This is a genomic window from Sulfobacillus sp. hq2 (assembly GCF_002903155.1).
In the GTDB taxonomy this organism is placed as follows: domain Bacteria; phylum Bacillota; class Sulfobacillia; order Sulfobacillales; family Sulfobacillaceae; genus Sulfobacillus; species Sulfobacillus thermotolerans.
The window spans coordinates 180,108-197,357 of sequence record NZ_NWUL01000034.1; the positions used below are offsets into that span (position 1 = coordinate 180,108).

Here is a 17,250-nt window from a genome sequence, read left to right on the forward strand (position 1 = left end):
TAGACAAGGAGGGATTGCGTGTTTGGGGAAGACTTGCGGTTGTTAATCCCGGCTGCCCTTAGGCAAACGTATTTAAACACGGGAACACTAGGCCCGACCCCCACTCCCGCATCGGCCGCCGCCTGTGCTGCGGAGATGGAGTGGGAGGAGATGGGGCCGGGGCATGTCCCTTATTATCTCAGTGCTCGCGACAAAGCACGTCAATTTGCCCTTCGGATTGAACAGACGATGCCTAAAGGCACGGTGAGTTTGGTTCATAATAATACGGAAGCCATTGCGCGGGTTTTGTGGGGACTCCATTGGAGTGCTGGTGACGAAATTATTACCACAGATCACGAGCATCCGGCAATGATCTTTGCACTCTCGTCACTTATTCGTCAGTTTGGTGTTAAAGTAAAGGTTTTGCGTGTGGATAGCTCCGTCAGTCTGGCAGATCAGCTTGAACAAAGACTGAGTCCTCGAACTAAGCTCTTAGCGGTGAGTCACGTGTCCTATCTCACGGGATGGCAGTTGCCCGTGGAATCCTTAGCGCGTGTGATGCGCCAAAAGCCCGATGCCCGCGTGTTGGTGGATGGGGCCCAAGCATTGGGCAATATTGCGGTAGATCCCTTGCGCACGGGGGCCGATTACTACGTATTTTGTGGCCACAAATGGATGATGGCGCCCGTGGGATGGGCGGGGCTGTGGGTGCGCCATACTCGCCTTCAAGAGCTCGTCACCTGCTGGCCGCCAGATGGTGATTACGATCCGCATGTTCTCGAGCGCGAGGAGTTATGGCCGGTGGATCACGTGACGGGGCAGGGATTGGAATACGGTAGTCGCGACTGGCTCCGGGTTGTCGGCTGGTCGGTCACCTGGGATTATTTCGAAGAAGAGGGGTTTGCCGCCCATGCGATTTATCAAAGTGGTTTAGCGCTCGAAGCGGCGCGAGAGGTGGCCCTAATCCCAGAATGTGAGGTGGTGCCGTGTCCCAGACCAGAATATCGCCCTACGGCCTTGATGACGATTCGGTCCAAACGCTATGGAGCAGGTTTAGCGGAAAAACTGTGGCAACGAGGGATCGTGGTCAAGCCTGTCAATGCTTATCAAGGCGTGCGGGTCTCCTTTGCGTTATTTAATACCAGCCAAGATGTGCACGCCTTGATGGAAGGCTTGCGTACAATTGATGCGTAGGCCGCTAGTGGTCTTCCTCGTCATGCAGAGTGGATAAACGGTCGTTTATCAGCCAAGCTAAATCGGGGTCAAGCTGCGACGCATCCAGAGGTCCCGAAAAATCCTTCCATAATTCGGCAAGGGCTTCGGGAACGGCGGGGTGGCTAAGAATCATAGACCGATACTCCGCGTCTTTTAAAAATCGGTCAATCGTAACAAAAGATAAAGGGGCGTGGGCGCTCAGCACGGCCAGACTGATATGGCCTAGCCACGTTTGGCAAGAGGCGGTACTGCGCTCGGGATAGAGCAATTCGACAAGATCTAAAATGGCTTGGACCCCTTTTTGGGGGTCATTGGTTGTCGGACCGAAACCCACTGTTCCCCTTCTTTCTACGCTCGTGGCGTGTTGATGGAACCCGAAATCCCTCTGTGCCGTATGGTACCACAAAGAGGAGGCGAGGGGATGATTCAGCCGTCTATAGAGCGTCCACGATTTTGGGTGGATACGCGATTAGCCTTCGAGCGTGCTATTCAGATCATGACAACGCACGTGGACCCGCGGGGAATTTGGAATTTCTATGAGGCCAAGGGATATAAGGTCAATACGTTAGGAGATATCGCATCGGTACCTTATACGTTGCGCGAGTATCGGGTTACGCTCCTGCGCGGGCGTTACCGTGCGTATATTTTGGGTGAGATGGGAATCAGTCAATTGGCGGGCCCGTTGTCTCCGGCCGTAGGCATACCCATTTTGGCATGGATTCTCCTCCTGTGGGGAGTGCAAATGGGGTGGGCTTATGCGGTGGACATGCGCGACCCAGCGGTCCAGGCAATGCTTGCCTCCATTATCGCCGAAGACTTAGAGCGTGTGGTATTTGGTAGCCCAGAATGCCGAAGATGGCGCGGAACAACGGTTTTGCGTTTGTTTCTCTTGGGATGGGGCCAAGAATTGGCGTGGGCAGATGAGGTGATGGCCCACGTTCGTCGCGTTTTTCGGAAGACACGGCTAAGCATCTAATATTCGCACCTCAACACCCGTCTCGTGGCATTCACAACCTTTTTCACACCTTTCGCGGTAAAGTTCTGGTCGATTAAAGCGCCTAGGCACAAAATAAGGGCATCAGCGGCGGAACTTTTGATCAGGAGGTGTGGATGATGGAAAAGGAAACGCGCGAGGTCGAGGAGAAATTTGAGGAATGGTTTGATGTGATGAGGGAATGGTTTGACGTTGCCGAATAACTAAAGAGGTTTAGGGAGATTTCAAAGCAAAGCAGCTTCCCGCCACCACGGAGCTGCTTTCTTTTTGTGTAAAAGTGAGCGTTAAGACACCTATGAGGTTTTTCGCTCCGACGTCTGGGGCGGAACAAGACCATATGGCAATGGAGACGGGGGCAAGGCGACGGTAACACTGTGGCCCTTGTCCCCGTCCTAGCCTCTGTGGGTCGCCCAATGGTAGCACGCATTTCGCACCTGAGCCTCTCCTATACAGGAATTTCAGGGCATCCGGCTAGCTCGAGGGCGCCGGGGGCGGAGGTTCCGTAACACACCGTTCAGATAATCGCAAGACCTTCAAGAAGGCCCAAAACATGGCATGAAAGGGCTCCGGCAGCGACACGGTGCGGGAACCATCAGGCTGTTGGAGCGCTCGCAGGTGGCGAAAGAGTTCATGGACCGTCGGGCGCGTCAAGACGCGCCGCGATGGCGAGAAGGGCACCCAGAAAACTTAGCATCCGGCCGCGGAATCGGATGCGAGTACCTGGGATCGACCATACTGATTTGGCCAAGCAACATTGTTCAATCGGGTGAGGTTGATTCATTGGGCGAGAGAACTAAAGTATGGTAATATTTTGAAAGAGGTGAAGCTCATGGATGAATTTACCGTCGTCGCGGCCGATGGGGCGCGCATTGAGACCTATTTTGCCACAGGGGGTAAGGTCGGGGTCATCTTGTGCCACGGCAAGGCTTTTGACCGCGATAGTTTTGTGGAATATGGCGAGACGCTGCAACAAGCTGGCTATACGGTCGCTATTCCTAATTTTCGGGGTTACGGGGCGTCTTCAGTGGGTTCGGAAGGGCCCGACGCCATTGAGCTTGACGTTATTGCCGTAGCGAGCGAATTGCGTTCACGCGGCCACCACGTGGTGGCTTTGGGCGCCTCTCGCGGTGGCGGCGGGGTTTTGCGCGCGGCTGCCCTACGTCCTGAACTTTTTGCGGCATTGATTACATGGTCCACGGTGGCTGTGCCTGACGCGACCGCTGTTCGTCTTGGAACCATGCCTAAACTGTTCATCGTGAGTGAGAGTGAAATGATGCATGATCAAACCTTAGCGGTGTTTCGGATTGCCCCTGAGCCGAAAACTCTCAAAGAGATTCCGGGCGGACGTCACGCCCAAAAGATTTGGCAGGGCCCTGACCGTTCCCTGTTGGAAGCCGAGGTGTCCGCGTTTTTGGCCACTGTCTCAGCACAGCAAGAGTAACTGCCGAAATTCGAGTGGTGTATTAAAAAGGTGCCGTGTCTTGACGGTGCCTTTTTTTGTTGATTGCGCCATCTTCTGTTCCTTGGCGTATGGCTATGAGGGCTGTTCCGTAGACAATCCACATAATATTAAACCCAATCATCACACTCGAGGGAGATACCGACCCGATGATAAAACCGGTGAGGGCGATAAAGCCACTCCACGCCACATAGCGCTGAAAGGCGTCGGAAGCATGGCGCAGACGGTAGAGTCCTTGTAGCAAGGCGGCATAAAAGACGACATACAGGCTTAAGCCGAGCCAGCCAAAATCGATGGCGATTTCTAGCCACATGTTATGGGCATCGATGACACCGTAGGTATTATAAGGGCTTTTATGGTGGACATAATATAAGTAATATCGCTCGGCTCCCCGGGGCCCTAATCCCCACGGATGGTGGCTTAAGGCTTGAAGACCACTGTGCAACAACGCTAATCGAATCGCTAAAGATCCAGGCCCCTGATGCGCAGTGACGCGGTGTGGGTGATACGCAAATAAATCGGCAATGTGACGGACTTTCGTCAAGGCAAAAGGCAGGTGAGCGGTCTGAGGTAAGGCCTGCATGTAGAGCATCAGACTCGTAAAGACAACCAGCACCGCGGCTAGGGCTACTAGTGCGAGGCGTTTATAGGGTCGAGGCAAGACGAACGGCAGTGCCGCGAATTCGATGATAATTGCAAGTTCTCCTCCCCGGCTCCCTGTTTTATAGAGCACATACAGCCCGGCTAGCGTAAAAAGGCTGCTTATGATATATGCCCAGCGGGTGCGTACTAAGGAGGCGGCGAAGGCGATAAACGGCAGGATTAAGGCAAGCGCTGCGCCTAAATGATTCGGACCATAGAAAAATGCTGTGGGAATGGGCTTGGGGTGGGCGCCCCCTTCGCTGGAATGACCCAAATGATGTGCCGTGCGAATTTCCCAGAAACTTACCATGAGTGTGGCGCCATAATAGAGAAACAAGGTGAAAAGCACGGTGGCTTTAGCCCATGTACGATGTCGACTTAATGTCCAAAGGCTAAGAACAAGAAGATATCCGGCGATTTGCTCCCACGTGTAATAGACATAATAGTAGGTATGGGGACTAAAGATAGCAAACGTCAATCCGACCCAGAGAAGCCATGCAGTCAACAGCACGAGATACCACCAGGGAGTATGGGGCTCTTGGCGCAGGGTCTGATACAGCACGTAAAGAGGCAAAGGTAGGACAATAAGGCGCTGAAGCAAAGAGACGATGGAGTGCCCGCCGGTTCCTGGCACCACAATATACCCTTCAAACGGAGCACTTATCACATAGAGCGCGAGAAGAAGAAACCAAATCTTATACACTGCGGCTTTCATAGTCAAACACGGAACACTCCCTAGGGTGGCTAAAATGAGCTTCACGGTGGCATTAGCCTTATCTTACTTCGTTCTTAATGTTTCGCCAATCAAGGTAGGTTTCCTGTGTGTTACCATTAAATACAAATGTTGTCATAAGGGGGCATGGTTCGTGCAAACCACAGTCTTTATTGGCCTAGGACAAATGGGGCGGCGCATGGTGCGGCGATTAGATCCTGCGACCACGATTATATACAACCGTACCGAGGATGTGGCGTTGCAGCTGCATCACGATTATGGGTATCAGGTATCATCAAACCTGGCGCAAGACGTTGCGCAGGCCCAGTGCGTGATCACGATGCTGACAGACCATCATGCGGTGGAAGACATCGGGCAACAAGCGCTCTATGGGCATTTAGCGCCGGGGTCTACATGGGTGGATATGACAACGGGAGATGTGGCCAGCACGAGACGGTATGAGGCCGTCTGCGCCAATCGGGAAGCCCATTTTGTTGCAGCTCCGGTGCTCGGTTCTTTAAAGCCGGCAGAAGCCGGGAATTTAGTGGTGATAGCTGGAGGAACGCCGTCAGCGATTTCAGGGGTCATGAGCACATTGGAGCGGTTTGGCCGGGTGGTTGAAACAAAACGTGCAGAACAGGCGGTAGCCGTGAAATTGGCCATGAACACGCTGTTGGGTTTTTATATGGACGGAATGGCGGAAATGTTAAAAATTACGGACGCAGCACAAGTGACACGCAGTCAAGTTCTTGATATTCTTCAAATGTCGTCATTAGATGCGCCTGTGATGCACGTCAAGCGGCCAAAATGGGAATCAGGCGATGCATCGGCAGAGTTTCCCATTCGCATGCTGGCCAAGGATTTAGGACTGGCTTTGCAGTTCGCAGCACGTATCGGTGTAGAACTCCCCGTATTAGCATGCTTAGAATCTGTGTTTCGGCAGGACGGACAAAGTGAGAGAGGCGGACAAGATATGGCCTTTGTAGAGACCGGGCGGGGCGAATAACAGGCCGTCCCGGTCTTTTGGAAAGCCATCCTCATTTAGGGTTCTTCTTCTTGATGGTCTTTCATATACCGGATGCCAATAATCAAGGCAACGACCATGGCAATCCCTCCGAGAATCCAGAGCATGTTGGATGACCTCCCGACCAAAGTTGCTTACCATAATAGGCTCATTTTGAGCATTTGGCAAAGCTAGTTTTCTCCAGTTGTGCGTGGAGGACGGCGGTGCGTTAGCACCGCTTGTAAGCTATCCGACAGTTTTGACTGCGCATCATCGGCGAAGGCGTTGGCAAGAGCAAGGAGCAGTACGTTGAGAGCCACCAACGACGCGATGAGCGACGAACCTGCGCCAATGCGGGGCGAGGCTTCGTAGGCATAGACGTAAAATGGCAAGTCGGCCATGCGGGCTAAGGGATTTTTTCGGTCGAAACGTGTCAAAGCGGCCACGCTTGCCCCTTTAGACCGGGCCAATTGAGCGAGTTCGAGCACTTCGGCGGTTTCGCCTGAATAGGACACCGCAAAGAACACGTCTTGGTCGGAAAGCTGCCCGACAATGGTCGCCATCACATGGAAATCCTCAGAGAAAAAGATTGGGAGGCCAAGGCGCCAAAGTTTTTGCTGAAAATCCTTGACAACGACCGCGGAAGCCCCAATGCCGTACGGTACAATCCAGCGGGCTTTCTGAATGCGTGTCACCAGTTCTTCAATATCATGCTCGCGCACATCATTTAGGGTGCGATTGATGGCCATGATGGCGTTGCGGCGCAAAGACTGAATGGACCGTGAAAGGGAGGCGGCCGGATCGATTTCGACAAATCGGTTACCCGCTGGTGGATCTTCGCGAGCAATATCGGCGACAATAGCCACCTTTAAAGCTTGATAGCCTGGGACCTGAATCGATTTACACAGGCGAATGACGGCGGCTTGACTGCTTCCAGTCAGTTGCGCTAGGTCTTTAACGGTTAAGTCAACGAGCTGGTGGGGATTTTCTAAAATCCAGCGAGCAATGCGTGCCTCCGAGTTTGCCAAGGTTGGTAACGTGCTGCTCAGACGGTCTAATACCCCAGAGATAGCCATGGCTTGTCCTCTCTTTCCCCTAACCATGATGGTGAAATGTGGAATGAAAAAATATTTTGTAATTGAAGATGAATATTTTTTTCACTCTATTGGTTCTACTTTTGAAATATGATAACATAAGCCCCAGATTTCTATACAGCTTATAGCAAATTCCCTGAAATTTTACAGTATGCAGCGTGTTTATGTCGGAAAATTTGGCGATTAAACAGCTTTTCAATCGAATGATAAGGAGAGACATCATGAAGAAAGTGCTTCCTCTAGCGCTAATTGCTAGCTTAGGGGTGTTGGCGGCAGGCTGTGGCGCCTCCCCAACACACAGTGCCGCAGCTCAGACCTTCACCACGATTGATGAAGCGCACGGCATTACCGACGGGGCTCCGATGAACCCCTTCAACACTAATGGGAACAGTTTTATGAGTTTTGATGTGATGCAATTGGGATGGTTCACGAATTCGGCGACGAATCCCAATGACTTCTATCCCGGATTAGCTAAGAAATGGCAAATTTCTGATGGCGGGCGAACTGTGACCGTGTGGCTGCAGCCTAATGCAAAATGGTCGAATGGGCAGCCGGTTACAGCGCAGGATGTCAAGGCGTCCATGGCTGCAGGCTTTACCCAGGGCAACTCGCAAGCTTTTTATTTGGGCAGTGTCAAAGTCATTTCGCCGACAGAAGTGCAGTTTACGCAAGTGCCCGGCCAAAACTACAATTTGTTTTTCAATTCGCTTATGCAGCAACCCATTATACCCGCTTTTGAATACGACCCCATTATGGGCAAGAACATCTGGACGATTATTGACGAATCGATGTATACCGGCAGCAACCCAGCGCTGAAAGCCTTAGCAACGAAAGCGCAGACAGAACTGACGAACATTGGCAAGTCCGTGGTGGACTACGCGCCCAAGACCGATATTTCGGCCGGACCCTTTTTGATCAAGAACTTGAACCCGGGTGAAGCGCTGCTTGTCAAAAACCCTGACTTCTACGCTGCGAATAAAATTCATATCAAACAAGTGGTCTTTCGCAACTATACAGGCAACCAGCAAATCTGGAACTATCTGATTGCGGGTCAACTTGACATGGCGCCTTTTACCGCCATGCCGACGGACATCCTTCACCGTATTTTGCAGGTGAAGGGCAATCAGGAAGTCGTATCGCCATCGTACGTGGGAGCCGCTTTAGCATTCAACCAAGGCATTTATCCTTACGGTATGCCGGCTGTCCGTCATGCTCTGGCGCATGTCATTAACCGCGATGTTGTCCAGAAAGTGGCGGAACCGGTGGTCGGGACGGTGTCTAAGTACTCGGATGGTATGGTCGATCAGGCTACCGAAAAATGGCTGACCCCTGCCCAAATTAAGGAGCTGAACCCCTATAGCTATAACCTCAGTGAAGCCACCAAAGAGTTAGAAAAGGCTGGGTTCAAGAAGGTCAATGGCAAGTGGATGATGCCTAATGGCAAGCCGTGGACCGCGACGATTTATACCGTGAACGGTTTTAGCGACTGGATTGAGGCCGCGAAGGTGATTTCGACTGAAATGACGCAGTTTGGCATTCCCACCTCTCCAGACATTGTGAGCAGCTATTCAGAATACCTTAAAGATATTGCGCTGGACAAGTACGCGCTGGCCTTCTGGATCAATGCGTTAGGCCCCGAAGCGTATCCGACTTTCCAGCGGATATATGGGCCCAATGATGGTTATAACGTGGTAGGCGGCCAGTTGGTGTATTATCCATACAGTAACAAGACGGAAGGCAATTGGGTCGACTCTCCGCAAGAAATTCCCTTGCCGAACGGGAAAATGGTCAATCCTGGCCAGTTGACCTATGATCTCAACAGCCTGACCGCTGCGCAACAGCGTCCTATTGTACAAAAGCTGGCTTTGGCCACGAATGAAAGCTTGCCGATGATCACGCTGTGGAACTATATCAATGTGCAGTTTATTAATACCACCCGCTTTACGGATTTCCCCGTGCATAACAATGGCATGCTAGACAACCCCCCGGGTGTGTGGATTATGAGCGGCTACGTGCAGCCGAAATAAGGGAAAAGTGTCGGGTCAGGTCTTTTGGGCCTGACCTGGCTCATCATGGTGTATGCGGAGGGACCACACGTGAAAAACATCCTCATCCGATTAGCGAAACGGATCGTGGCGGGAATCGTTATGGTGCTGGTCGTTGCGTCGTTTACCTTTTTCCTTGTGCGCATGATGCCGGGAAATCCGGTGTCCGCCAAGTATAATGAGCTGATTATGCGCGGAATGACACCAGTGCAAGCGATGGATGCGGTGCGTGTGATGTATGGCTTTATCCCTCATCAACCGCTGTGGCAGCAGTATTTGCATTACATTGGGCAAATCTTGCACTTGAATTTGGGGCGATCAATTTCTTATGAAGGGGTCCCAGTGCTTCATATCATTCTCAACGCAGCACCTTGGACCATTATCTTGGTGACGACAGGCCTGATTGCTAGCTTTATTGTGGGCGTGTTAGCGGGGGTCATTGCAGCCGTCAAACGTTCCTCACCGGTGGGAAGCGCGATTACGCTCTCTGGGTCGATTATGCATGGAATTCCGCAGTTTGTCATGGGACTGTTTCTTGCCTATGTCTTTACGACGATATGGGCGCTATTACCGTTTGGTGCGCCCTATAATGCTGCGTTGACACCCGGATTTAATGGCCCCTTTATCATGTCCTTGATCCGGCATGCCATTTTACCCGTAGCGACGTATGCGTTATCCAGTTATGGGGGATGGCTTTTGACCATGAAATCCAGCGTTATCAGCGTATTAGGTGATGACTTTATCCTGGCGTCTGAGGTGCGTGGAATCAAAGCGTCGACGCGCTTACGCTATATTGCGCACAATGCGATTTTGCCGCTGTTTACGATCTTTGCGCTGTCGATTGGTTTTATGTTCGGCGGCTCTTTGTTCATTGAGGATATCTTCGATTATCCGGGGCTTGGCAATCTGTTGTTGCATGCGATTGATTCGCGCGACTACCCTTTGATGAGCGGAGCGTTTTTGCTGATTACGGTGGCGGTCATTGTCGCGAACATTGTCGCAGATTTCTTGTATTCGGTCGTCGATCCTAGGATTCGGAGGTGAGCCGAGATGTCTTTAGCCGTTAGCACCAGCAGTTCGTCTAGACCATCCAAGGGACCCTCGGGCCATCCCTCATTTCTTAAGAATGCTTGGCGGATTATTGTCAAGAAGCCCGGGCGCCTGATTGGGCTGGGGATTATTGTGCTGTTTGCCTTGATGGCGATTTTCGGGCCCTATTTGTATCCCAAGCAACTGCCGATTAACCCTAATGCGATTTATGCGCCCATCAGCTGGCGTTATCCGCTGGGCACCGATTTTGAGGGGACAAGTAATTTAGCCTTAATTATCACCGGGGCGCGTTACGTTTTGTTCGCGGCTGCCATGGCGGCTGTCTTTACCGTCGTGTTCGGAACCGCCTTGGGCTTGATTTCAGGCTACTACTTGGGCTGGACCGATTCCGTGATTATGCGCATTACCGACTTTATTCTGACCATTCCTGGATTTCCCTTACTGGTGGTCTTATCTACGGTATGGAACTTTGGACAGCCTGTGGCCATGGGATTTGTGTTGGGCATTACCGGATGGGGTGGGTTGGCGCGAGCGGTGCGGTCGCAAACTCTGTCGTTGCGCGAACGGGGTTTTATTGAGGCAGCCATGACTTTGGGGTTGTCTCCGTTTCACATTTTGTTTAGAGAGATTTTACCGAACGTTGGATCCTATATCGCGATGAACTTGTTGTTAGCCGTGACGGGTAGCATTTATGCCGAAGTCGGGTTGTTCTTCTTAGGCGTCGTACCGTTTCAGGTCAACAACTGGGGTGTGATGCTCAATTTGGCGGTATTCTCTGCCGGCGCCATGTCTAGTGCGCAGGCCTTGCCGTATTTGCTCTCTCCGCTTCTCGCGTTGTTGATTCTGACTTTGGGCGTGGTGTTGTTCTTGGATGCCGTCGATGAAATTTTCAATCCGCGGTTGAAGGAGGCGTAATTTCGTGAGTGCCAATTCATTGCCGACAGCGCCGCCTGCTGCGGGGATTACCATTCGTGGGCTGGAAGTGGTCTATACCACGGGTCAAGGACAAATTCCGGCCGTCAACGGAATTAATTTGGACATTGTCGGGGGTCAGATTACCGGCATCATCGGGGAATCGGGATCGGGCAAGTCGACATTGGCAATGGCTATGATGAATGCCGTACCGCATCCAGGCAAAATTGTCAAAGGTTCCGTGATTATCGATGGTGTCGGCAATATGATGACGCTGGACAAGGAGAGTCAGCGCAGGGCGCGGGGCCGTCATGTGGGATTTGTTTTCCAAGCCGCTCAAAACTCTCTGAATCCTTTAACGCGCATTGGACATCAGGTGCTGGATTTAGGACGTTCCCATAATGTCAAAGACTTGCGGGCGTTGTTGCGCCGCGCTAAGGAGCTTTTGGAACGCATGGGTATGGATGCGGACCGGGTCTTAACGTCGTATCAGCATGAGTTATCCGGTGGAATGCGCCAACGGGTAGGCATCATGTTTGCATTGGTGCTCGACGCCCAAATCGTGATTCTCGATGAACCCACAACGGCCCTTGACATGTTGTCGCAGGCATCGGTTCTAGAAATTGTGCGGAGTATCCAGGAAGAACGCGGCCTAACCATTATCTTGATTACGCACGATATGGGAGTGGTGGCAGACTTAGCCGACCGCGTCATCGTTATGTACGGTGGCGAACTGGCGGAAGAAGGAAAGACCGAGGACGTCTTGGCCCATCCCCAACATCCTTATACGCGCGGGCTGATTCGAGCGATTCCCCGAATTTCGGGAAATCTTGATCAGGCCGTGGCTCTTGCGGGCTCGCCCCCAGATCTTCAGACGTTTGTGCAAAACGCTTGCTTATTTTACGATCGTTGCCCCGAACGCATGGCCCAATGCGAAAATCATCGGCCTCCCTATGAGATGGCAGGTCCTGGCCGCAAAGTCGCATGTTTTAAGGTGATGTCGAAATGATTGAGGTCAGACATTTGGAGAAGACGTTTCCCGGAACCCGCGGCTTACTAGGCCATGATGCCATAAAGGCCGTAAATGATGTCTCGTTTCACATTCCTGACGGCGGAGCGGTGTCATTTATTGGAGAGTCGGGGTGCGGGAAAACCACCATCGGTCGCATCTTGGCCGGATTAGAGGCTTATACCGCCGGCGAGGTGGTCATGGACGGACAGAACCTCGCACAGTTGCCCCGACGTCAGCGTGCGGCGTTGTTACGCCGGGTGCAATTGATTCAGCAAGATCCCTATCAGGCACTCAACCCGGCGCGCACGATTGAACAAGCTTTGACTGATCCGTTAAAAGTTATTGCGAAAGAGCGGGGAGCGGACAAAGCGTGGATTATGCACAGGTTGCACGAGGTGCTGGAGTTGGTAGGGCTTGATCCCGATGCAGTCATTTATAAATATCCGCATATGCTCTCAGGGGGACAGCGTCAGCGCATTGTGATTGCTCGGGCCTTAACGGTGGACCCATCGGTGCTGGTGGCGGATGAAGCTGTCTCTATGATTGATGTGTCCTTGCGGCTAGGGGTGTTGAAACTGTTGCGGGACTTACGGGAGCGCTTTAGGATTTCCGTCTTGTTTATCACCCACGATGTGGCTTCTGCCCGTTACGTCGGGGATGACGGGCAAATGTTTGTTATTTACAAGGGCAGGATTGTCGAGCACGGGCTTACCGATGAGGTCATCTTGCATCCGCAGCATCCTTATACGCAAGCGCTCTTAAGCGCCGTGCCCGTGCTCAAAGGATTAGAAGAGCCAGGGCCTGATCGGTATATCCCCTTAAAAGAATTTGGACATGGTCAACCTCCGGAACACGCGTGTGCCTTCGCTCCGCGCTGCCCTTATGCACAACCATTGTGTGGACAAGAAAAACCAGAACTTGTGGGGACGGCCCATCAATATGCCTGTCATTATCCTAAGGAGCGCCATGTCGTGGCCGTTCCCTTAAGCGAATAACTCAGGCCTTTGGACGAAACACCATCACACAATTGCAGTAAGACCCCAAAAAGAGAAAGGAGGCACCCTGGTTTCGTGGTCCCGACAAGGCACCGGGAATTTGTGGCATTGAGAATGTTTCAGGCGTAAAGCCTAGAACATCTTATCCGAATAAAATTCCTCGTGCAGGAAGGTTCAGACTGAGCCCATAGGAAAGACCTGCGATTTTGCGGGGCTTTGGGTTTTTAGGTCTCAGCCGCTTAATCTGGGACGCCACGGGTCTATTAGGACTTAAAAGCCTCAGGATTAGGGAGGTTTTTGAAACTAGGAGAGAACGTTGGGAGATTTTAGCGCGGCCGAGCGAGTGGTTCGGCAAGCTGTTGAGACAGGGATGATTCCTGGAGCTGTGGCCTCTGCTGGTCGTGGTGCCAAAGTCTTGTGGCGTGAGGCGATGGGCAGTGCGCAAGTGTATGGGGAGAGTCGGCCCATGCATAAGGATACGGTGTTCGATTTAGCCTCGTTAACCAAAGTGGTGGCGACATTGCCTGCCGTCTTGGTGTTGGTTCAGTCAGGCGACCTCTCGCTCGAGGCACCGCTCTCACGGTATTTTGAGGCCTTTCGCGAGGGGGATAAAGGGCAGGTACGCATCGGTCAACTTCTAACGCATACCGCGGGATTGGTTCCCCATCAACCATTTTATGCGCATGCCAAAGGACGCCAAGACATGATAGACCGGGTTCTCAAAGAGCCTTTAGCGTATCCACCCGGACAACAAGTGGTCTACAGCGATCTGGGATTTATTATCTTAGGGGCATTAGTCGAGAAAATCACGGGAACTTTTCTTGCGACATTTGTGGAAGAGCAGGTGTTTAAACCCTTAGGCATGCACTCTACCCGCTACTGTCCTGACTCTGATGCGGATATTGCAGCGACCGAGGTAATTAACGGCCAGCCCAAAGTGGGGATCGTGCATGACGAAAACGCGGAGGCCATGGACAAAGTGGCGGGACATGCAGGGGTATTTGCACCGGCTAAGGATCTCGCGAAGTATCTAAGCTTGTGGACCGCAGATCCCGATGAGAAAACCCCGGTCCTCGGCCGTGCGGTGAGGCAGCGAGCCGTTTTACTGCATACCGAAATGGCCCATGGGCGCCGAGGATGGGGATGGGTTCTGCCGGGCGATCCGCAAAGCGTCACGGGAGACTTGTGGCCCCAGAGCACGGCAGGACATACCGGGTTTACGGGAACGTCGTGCATCTTTGATCCCATCAGTCGCCATTGGGCGATTCTCTTGACGAATCGCGTCCATTTTGGACGGCAAACGGAAATTGGTGATTTACGTCGGCGATTTCATAACGCCGTCGCCCAAACGTTATTTGAGTAGGTGAAAGGACGAAGGCATAATGGATGCGATTAGGGTGAAGCGTGCCGCCCCAGACGATCTCGGGGCATTAGGAGAGATGGTGGACCGCATATACCGGCCCCAGCGGCCGCCGGGAGAAGGAATGCCCCGAGAATTCCCTCATTTGTTTGACCCCCGCAATTCGGCCAACTTATTTTTTGTTGAGGACCGGGGGCGTCCGGTGAGCATGGTGGGGGTGCTGAAGCAAATTGGCATGGTGCCGGGGGCGGCGGTTCCAGTGGCATCTATTGGGTCGGTGGCCACTGTGCCGGAATATCGCGGGCGCCACCTGGCTTCTCGCATCCTCCAAGTCGTATTTGATACCATGCGCGATGAGCAGCAAGCGTTATGTTTGATATCTGGAGACCGGGATTTATACTTGCGCCAAGGGGCCATCGCCGTGGGCCAGATGGAGACCGTTTTTATCGAGTTGACACCATCCATGCCCCGATTGTCTTATCCTTTGCGCCAAGTTCCGGCGCACCTCAGAGCCTCGTACGCTTCGCGTTTAATCCGTCTCTACCGGCAAGAGCCCTACCGCTTTATGCGGACGACGGCACACATGGAAGTTTTGCTGAACGCACTGTGGTTTCAACGTCCCGGATTTGACCAACAATTGTTTGTCATTGGCCCCGAGGACCATCCGGTGGCTTACGTGGTGGTCTATGTGTCCGCGCGCTCGATTGACCAAGGCACGATTATGGAGTGGGCGGGGGACCGGGCCGCCATTGTCCAAGCGTTGCCTTATGTGATGACGCATATGAACATTAGACATTTGCAGTTTCATATTCATGAGGCGGATTTCTCTATGCACCGACTAGCCGATGAGAAGGGATGGACCCTAGTCCCTGGTCCTTTGCAAGGAACGGTCAAGGTTGTCAATGAGGACGTGTTACGCAGTGCTTATCGTGCATGGCTTGCGGAGTATGAGCCCTGGCCCAGGGAAGAGGGGGATTGGGGCGATGTGACGGCTCGCTATTTTGGCAGAAATAAGGGCCAATACAACCTGCCGTTAATGTTAACGGATGATCTCAACTATATTTGAGGGGTTGTAAAACCTCTTAATGTCAATAGGACGAGGATGAACTCGCATGATTATTCGACCCTATCAACCTGGTGACGACCGGGCTCTCATCGATGTATGGAACCGGGCTGCGCCCTACGATGGCATGACGGAAGAACGGTGGCGGCGCAAAGTATTGCTCGACGCTAATTTCAATCCGCAAGGGCTGTTGGTGGCGGTGCAAGGTGCCCAGATCGTGGGATTTGTCTTAGCCGTTGTGCGCCGACTGCCTTTATACGGTCAAGACTTAGAGCCACACAATGGGTGGATTACCGCGTTTGGGGTCGATCCCCATTTTCGCCGTCAACATATTGCGACCGCCTTATTTTCCGAGGCCTATGAGTTTTTTCTAAGGCAAGGACGTTCCCATGTGTTCTTTGCGTCTTATGCCCCCCACTATTTTGTTCCAGGACTCGATGCGGTGGTATATCCCGAGGCACAGCAATTTTTTCAGCGCGAAGGCTTCCGCCTGCTTTATACAGCTGCCGCAATGGACAAAAGCTTAGTCACCTTTAGGGTTGACCCCGACGTGCGCGCCGTAGAGAAGCGCTTGATGGAGAAGGGGTATACATTTCAGACTTTGTCCACCACGACGATCTGGCCTTTGTTGAGATTCGTTGAGCAAGAATTTGACCCCGACTGGTTGCGGGCGGTGCGCGAGGGATTGTCTAGTGGTGTACCGGATTCCCGCATCATGATAGCCCGAGGGGACGCTGGGGATGTTGCAGGCTTTGCCATGTTTGGCGGTTATGACGACATAGGCGAACGGTTTGGGCCTTTTGGCGTCGCCAAAGACCTAAGGGGCACTGGTCTTGGCAAGGTGTTGTTGTACCGGACGCTCGAACGGATGCAACAGGCGGGGCACCATACTGCGTGGTTTTTATGGACGGGGGAGCACGAGCCAGCGGGTCATTTATATCGGCGGGCAGGATTTTCGGTCACTAGGCGTTTTCATGTGTTGGTCAAAGATGTGAAAGGGGAGAAGCGCGCATGAGAGTGCTGGCAATTGGCGCCCATGCCGGCGACATGGATTTAACCTGCGGGGCCGTGTTGGCGCAACACGTCTTGAGCCATGATGAGGTGACGATAGCGCACTTAACCCTTGGAGAGAAAGGGCATCCGACCATGCCGGTGGCGGATTATGCTATCCAAAAGCGCGATGAAGCCCAAGGTTTTGCCACGGCGATTGGGGCGCACGTGCGGTTTTTCTCGTATCATGACGCGGAACTGCCGGCCACGGGGCCGGTGGTGGACGAAGTGGTAGACCTGATTCGAGAATTGAAACCCCAGATTGTTGTCACGCATTGGAAACACAGCATTCATCCCGACCACGCCAACACCCATCAAGTTGTCGAACAGGCGCTGTTTTATGCGAGTTTGAAAACCTATGAACGCCCTGCCCCTTCTCATTTTGTGCCTTTCGTTTATTATGCCGACAATTGGGAAGACAGTGCGGGGTTTGAGCCCCAAGTCTTTGTGGAGATACAGCCGGATGCGTATGAGCGTTGGCTGCAGGGCGTTTCGCATTACGCGTATGCTCGGGGGGAGACCAGTCATTTTCCCTTTATTGCCTACTATAACGCGTTGATGGTGGTGCGGGGGGCTCCTCGGGGATTTCCGATGGCGCAGGCCTTTATGGTCCCAGATGGCGATCTGCACCGGAAAATGAGTCTCTTGGGGACGGGATATTGAGT

The 17,250-nt window shown here is 52.7% G+C and carries 16 protein-coding genes; 13 read left to right on the forward strand and 3 right to left on the reverse strand.

Going from position 1 to position 17,250, the window contains the following annotated elements; genetic code table 11:
• Nucleotides 1-18 precede the first annotated feature (18 nt).
• A complete protein-coding gene (locus CO251_RS10450; RefSeq protein ID WP_103375752.1) occupies nt 19-1,173 on the forward strand; it encodes an aminotransferase class V-fold PLP-dependent enzyme in 1,155 nt (384 codons plus the stop codon).
• Between the two features lie 4 nt (nt 1,174-1,177).
• Here CO251_RS10450 and CO251_RS10455 read toward each other — a convergent pair whose 3' ends face one another.
• A complete protein-coding gene (locus CO251_RS10455) occupies nt 1,178-1,528 on the reverse strand; it encodes a hypothetical protein (protein WP_103375753.1) in 351 nt (116 codons plus the stop codon).
• An 87-nt stretch (nt 1,529-1,615) separates the two neighbouring features.
• Here CO251_RS10455 and CO251_RS10460 point away from each other — a divergent pair, with 87 nt between their 5' ends.
• Both CO251_RS10460 and CO251_RS10470 read left to right on the forward strand, forming a co-directional pair.
• Entirely contained in the window at nt 1,616-2,170 is a 555-nt protein-coding gene (locus tag CO251_RS10460; RefSeq protein ID WP_103375754.1) for a hypothetical protein, read from the forward strand.
• Between the two features lie 847 nt (nt 2,171-3,017).
• Nucleotides 3,018-3,629 carry a S9 family peptidase gene (locus tag CO251_RS10470; protein ID WP_103375756.1) on the forward strand — a complete coding sequence of 204 codons (612 nt, stop codon included), beginning with the start codon at nt 3,018-3,020 and terminating at the stop codon, nt 3,627-3,629.
• Between the two features lie 22 nt (nt 3,630-3,651).
• Here the strand turns inward: CO251_RS10470 and CO251_RS10475 are convergent, their stop codons facing one another.
• Complete coding sequence (locus tag CO251_RS10475; RefSeq protein WP_242968560.1) at nt 3,652-5,004, reverse strand: O-antigen ligase; 1,353 nt, start codon at nt 5,002-5,004, stop codon at nt 3,652-3,654.
• A 151-nt stretch (nt 5,005-5,155) separates the two neighbouring features.
• Here CO251_RS10475 and CO251_RS10480 point away from each other — a divergent pair, with 151 nt between their 5' ends.
• The gene (locus tag CO251_RS10480; protein WP_158246291.1) at nt 5,156-6,007 is read left to right on the forward strand and encodes an NAD(P)-dependent oxidoreductase; all 852 of its coding nucleotides are present in this window, start codon (nt 5,156-5,158) and stop codon (nt 6,005-6,007) included.
• Nucleotides 6,008-6,195: 188 nt separating this feature from the next.
• Here CO251_RS10480 and CO251_RS10485 read toward each other — a convergent pair whose 3' ends face one another.
• Nucleotides 6,196-7,080 (reverse strand): MurR/RpiR family transcriptional regulator, encoded by an 885-nt coding sequence (locus CO251_RS10485; protein WP_158246292.1) that lies wholly within the window; start codon nt 7,078-7,080, stop codon nt 6,196-6,198.
• A 239-nt stretch (nt 7,081-7,319) separates the two neighbouring features.
• Here CO251_RS10485 and CO251_RS10490 point away from each other — a divergent pair, with 239 nt between their 5' ends.
• From CO251_RS10490 to CO251_RS10530, 9 genes are all read left to right on the forward strand, one after another.
• On the forward strand, nt 7,320-9,125 hold the full coding sequence (locus CO251_RS10490) for an ABC transporter substrate-binding protein (RefSeq protein WP_158246293.1): 1,806 nt from the start codon (nt 7,320-7,322) through the stop codon (nt 9,123-9,125).
• 69 nt (nt 9,126-9,194) lie between these two features.
• Complete coding sequence (locus CO251_RS10495) at nt 9,195-10,187, forward strand: ABC transporter permease (protein WP_242968549.1); 993 nt, start codon at nt 9,195-9,197, stop codon at nt 10,185-10,187.
• A 6-nt stretch (nt 10,188-10,193) separates the two neighbouring features.
• On the forward strand, nt 10,194-11,108 hold the full coding sequence (locus CO251_RS10500; RefSeq protein WP_103375761.1) for an ABC transporter permease: 915 nt from the start codon (nt 10,194-10,196) through the stop codon (nt 11,106-11,108).
• 4 nt (nt 11,109-11,112) lie between these two features.
• A complete protein-coding gene (locus tag CO251_RS10505; protein WP_207654674.1) occupies nt 11,113-12,114 on the forward strand; it encodes an ABC transporter ATP-binding protein in 1,002 nt (333 codons plus the stop codon).
• Nucleotides 12,111-13,112, forward strand: a complete 1,002-nt coding sequence (locus CO251_RS10510; RefSeq protein WP_103375762.1) for an ABC transporter ATP-binding protein — start codon at nt 12,111-12,113, stop codon at nt 13,110-13,112. The genes CO251_RS10505 and CO251_RS10510 overlap by 4 nt, the downstream gene beginning before the upstream one ends.
• A gap of 316 nt (nt 13,113-13,428) precedes the next feature.
• Nucleotides 13,429-14,475, forward strand: coding sequence for a serine hydrolase (locus tag CO251_RS10515; protein WP_103375763.1), 1,047 nt, complete (start codon nt 13,429-13,431; stop codon nt 14,473-14,475).
• A 19-nt stretch (nt 14,476-14,494) separates the two neighbouring features.
• Nucleotides 14,495-15,538: a GNAT family N-acetyltransferase gene (locus tag CO251_RS10520; protein ID WP_103375764.1), complete on the forward strand. Its 1,044-nt coding sequence runs from the start codon at nt 14,495-14,497 to the stop codon at nt 15,536-15,538.
• A 46-nt stretch (nt 15,539-15,584) separates the two neighbouring features.
• Nucleotides 15,585-16,550 (forward strand): GNAT family N-acetyltransferase, encoded by a 966-nt coding sequence (locus CO251_RS10525; RefSeq protein WP_103375765.1) that lies wholly within the window; start codon nt 15,585-15,587, stop codon nt 16,548-16,550.
• Entirely contained in the window at nt 16,547-17,248 is a 702-nt protein-coding gene (locus CO251_RS10530) for a PIG-L deacetylase family protein (RefSeq protein ID WP_103375766.1), read from the forward strand. The genes CO251_RS10525 and CO251_RS10530 overlap by 4 nt, the downstream gene beginning before the upstream one ends.
• Nucleotides 17,249-17,250 lie beyond the last annotated feature (2 nt).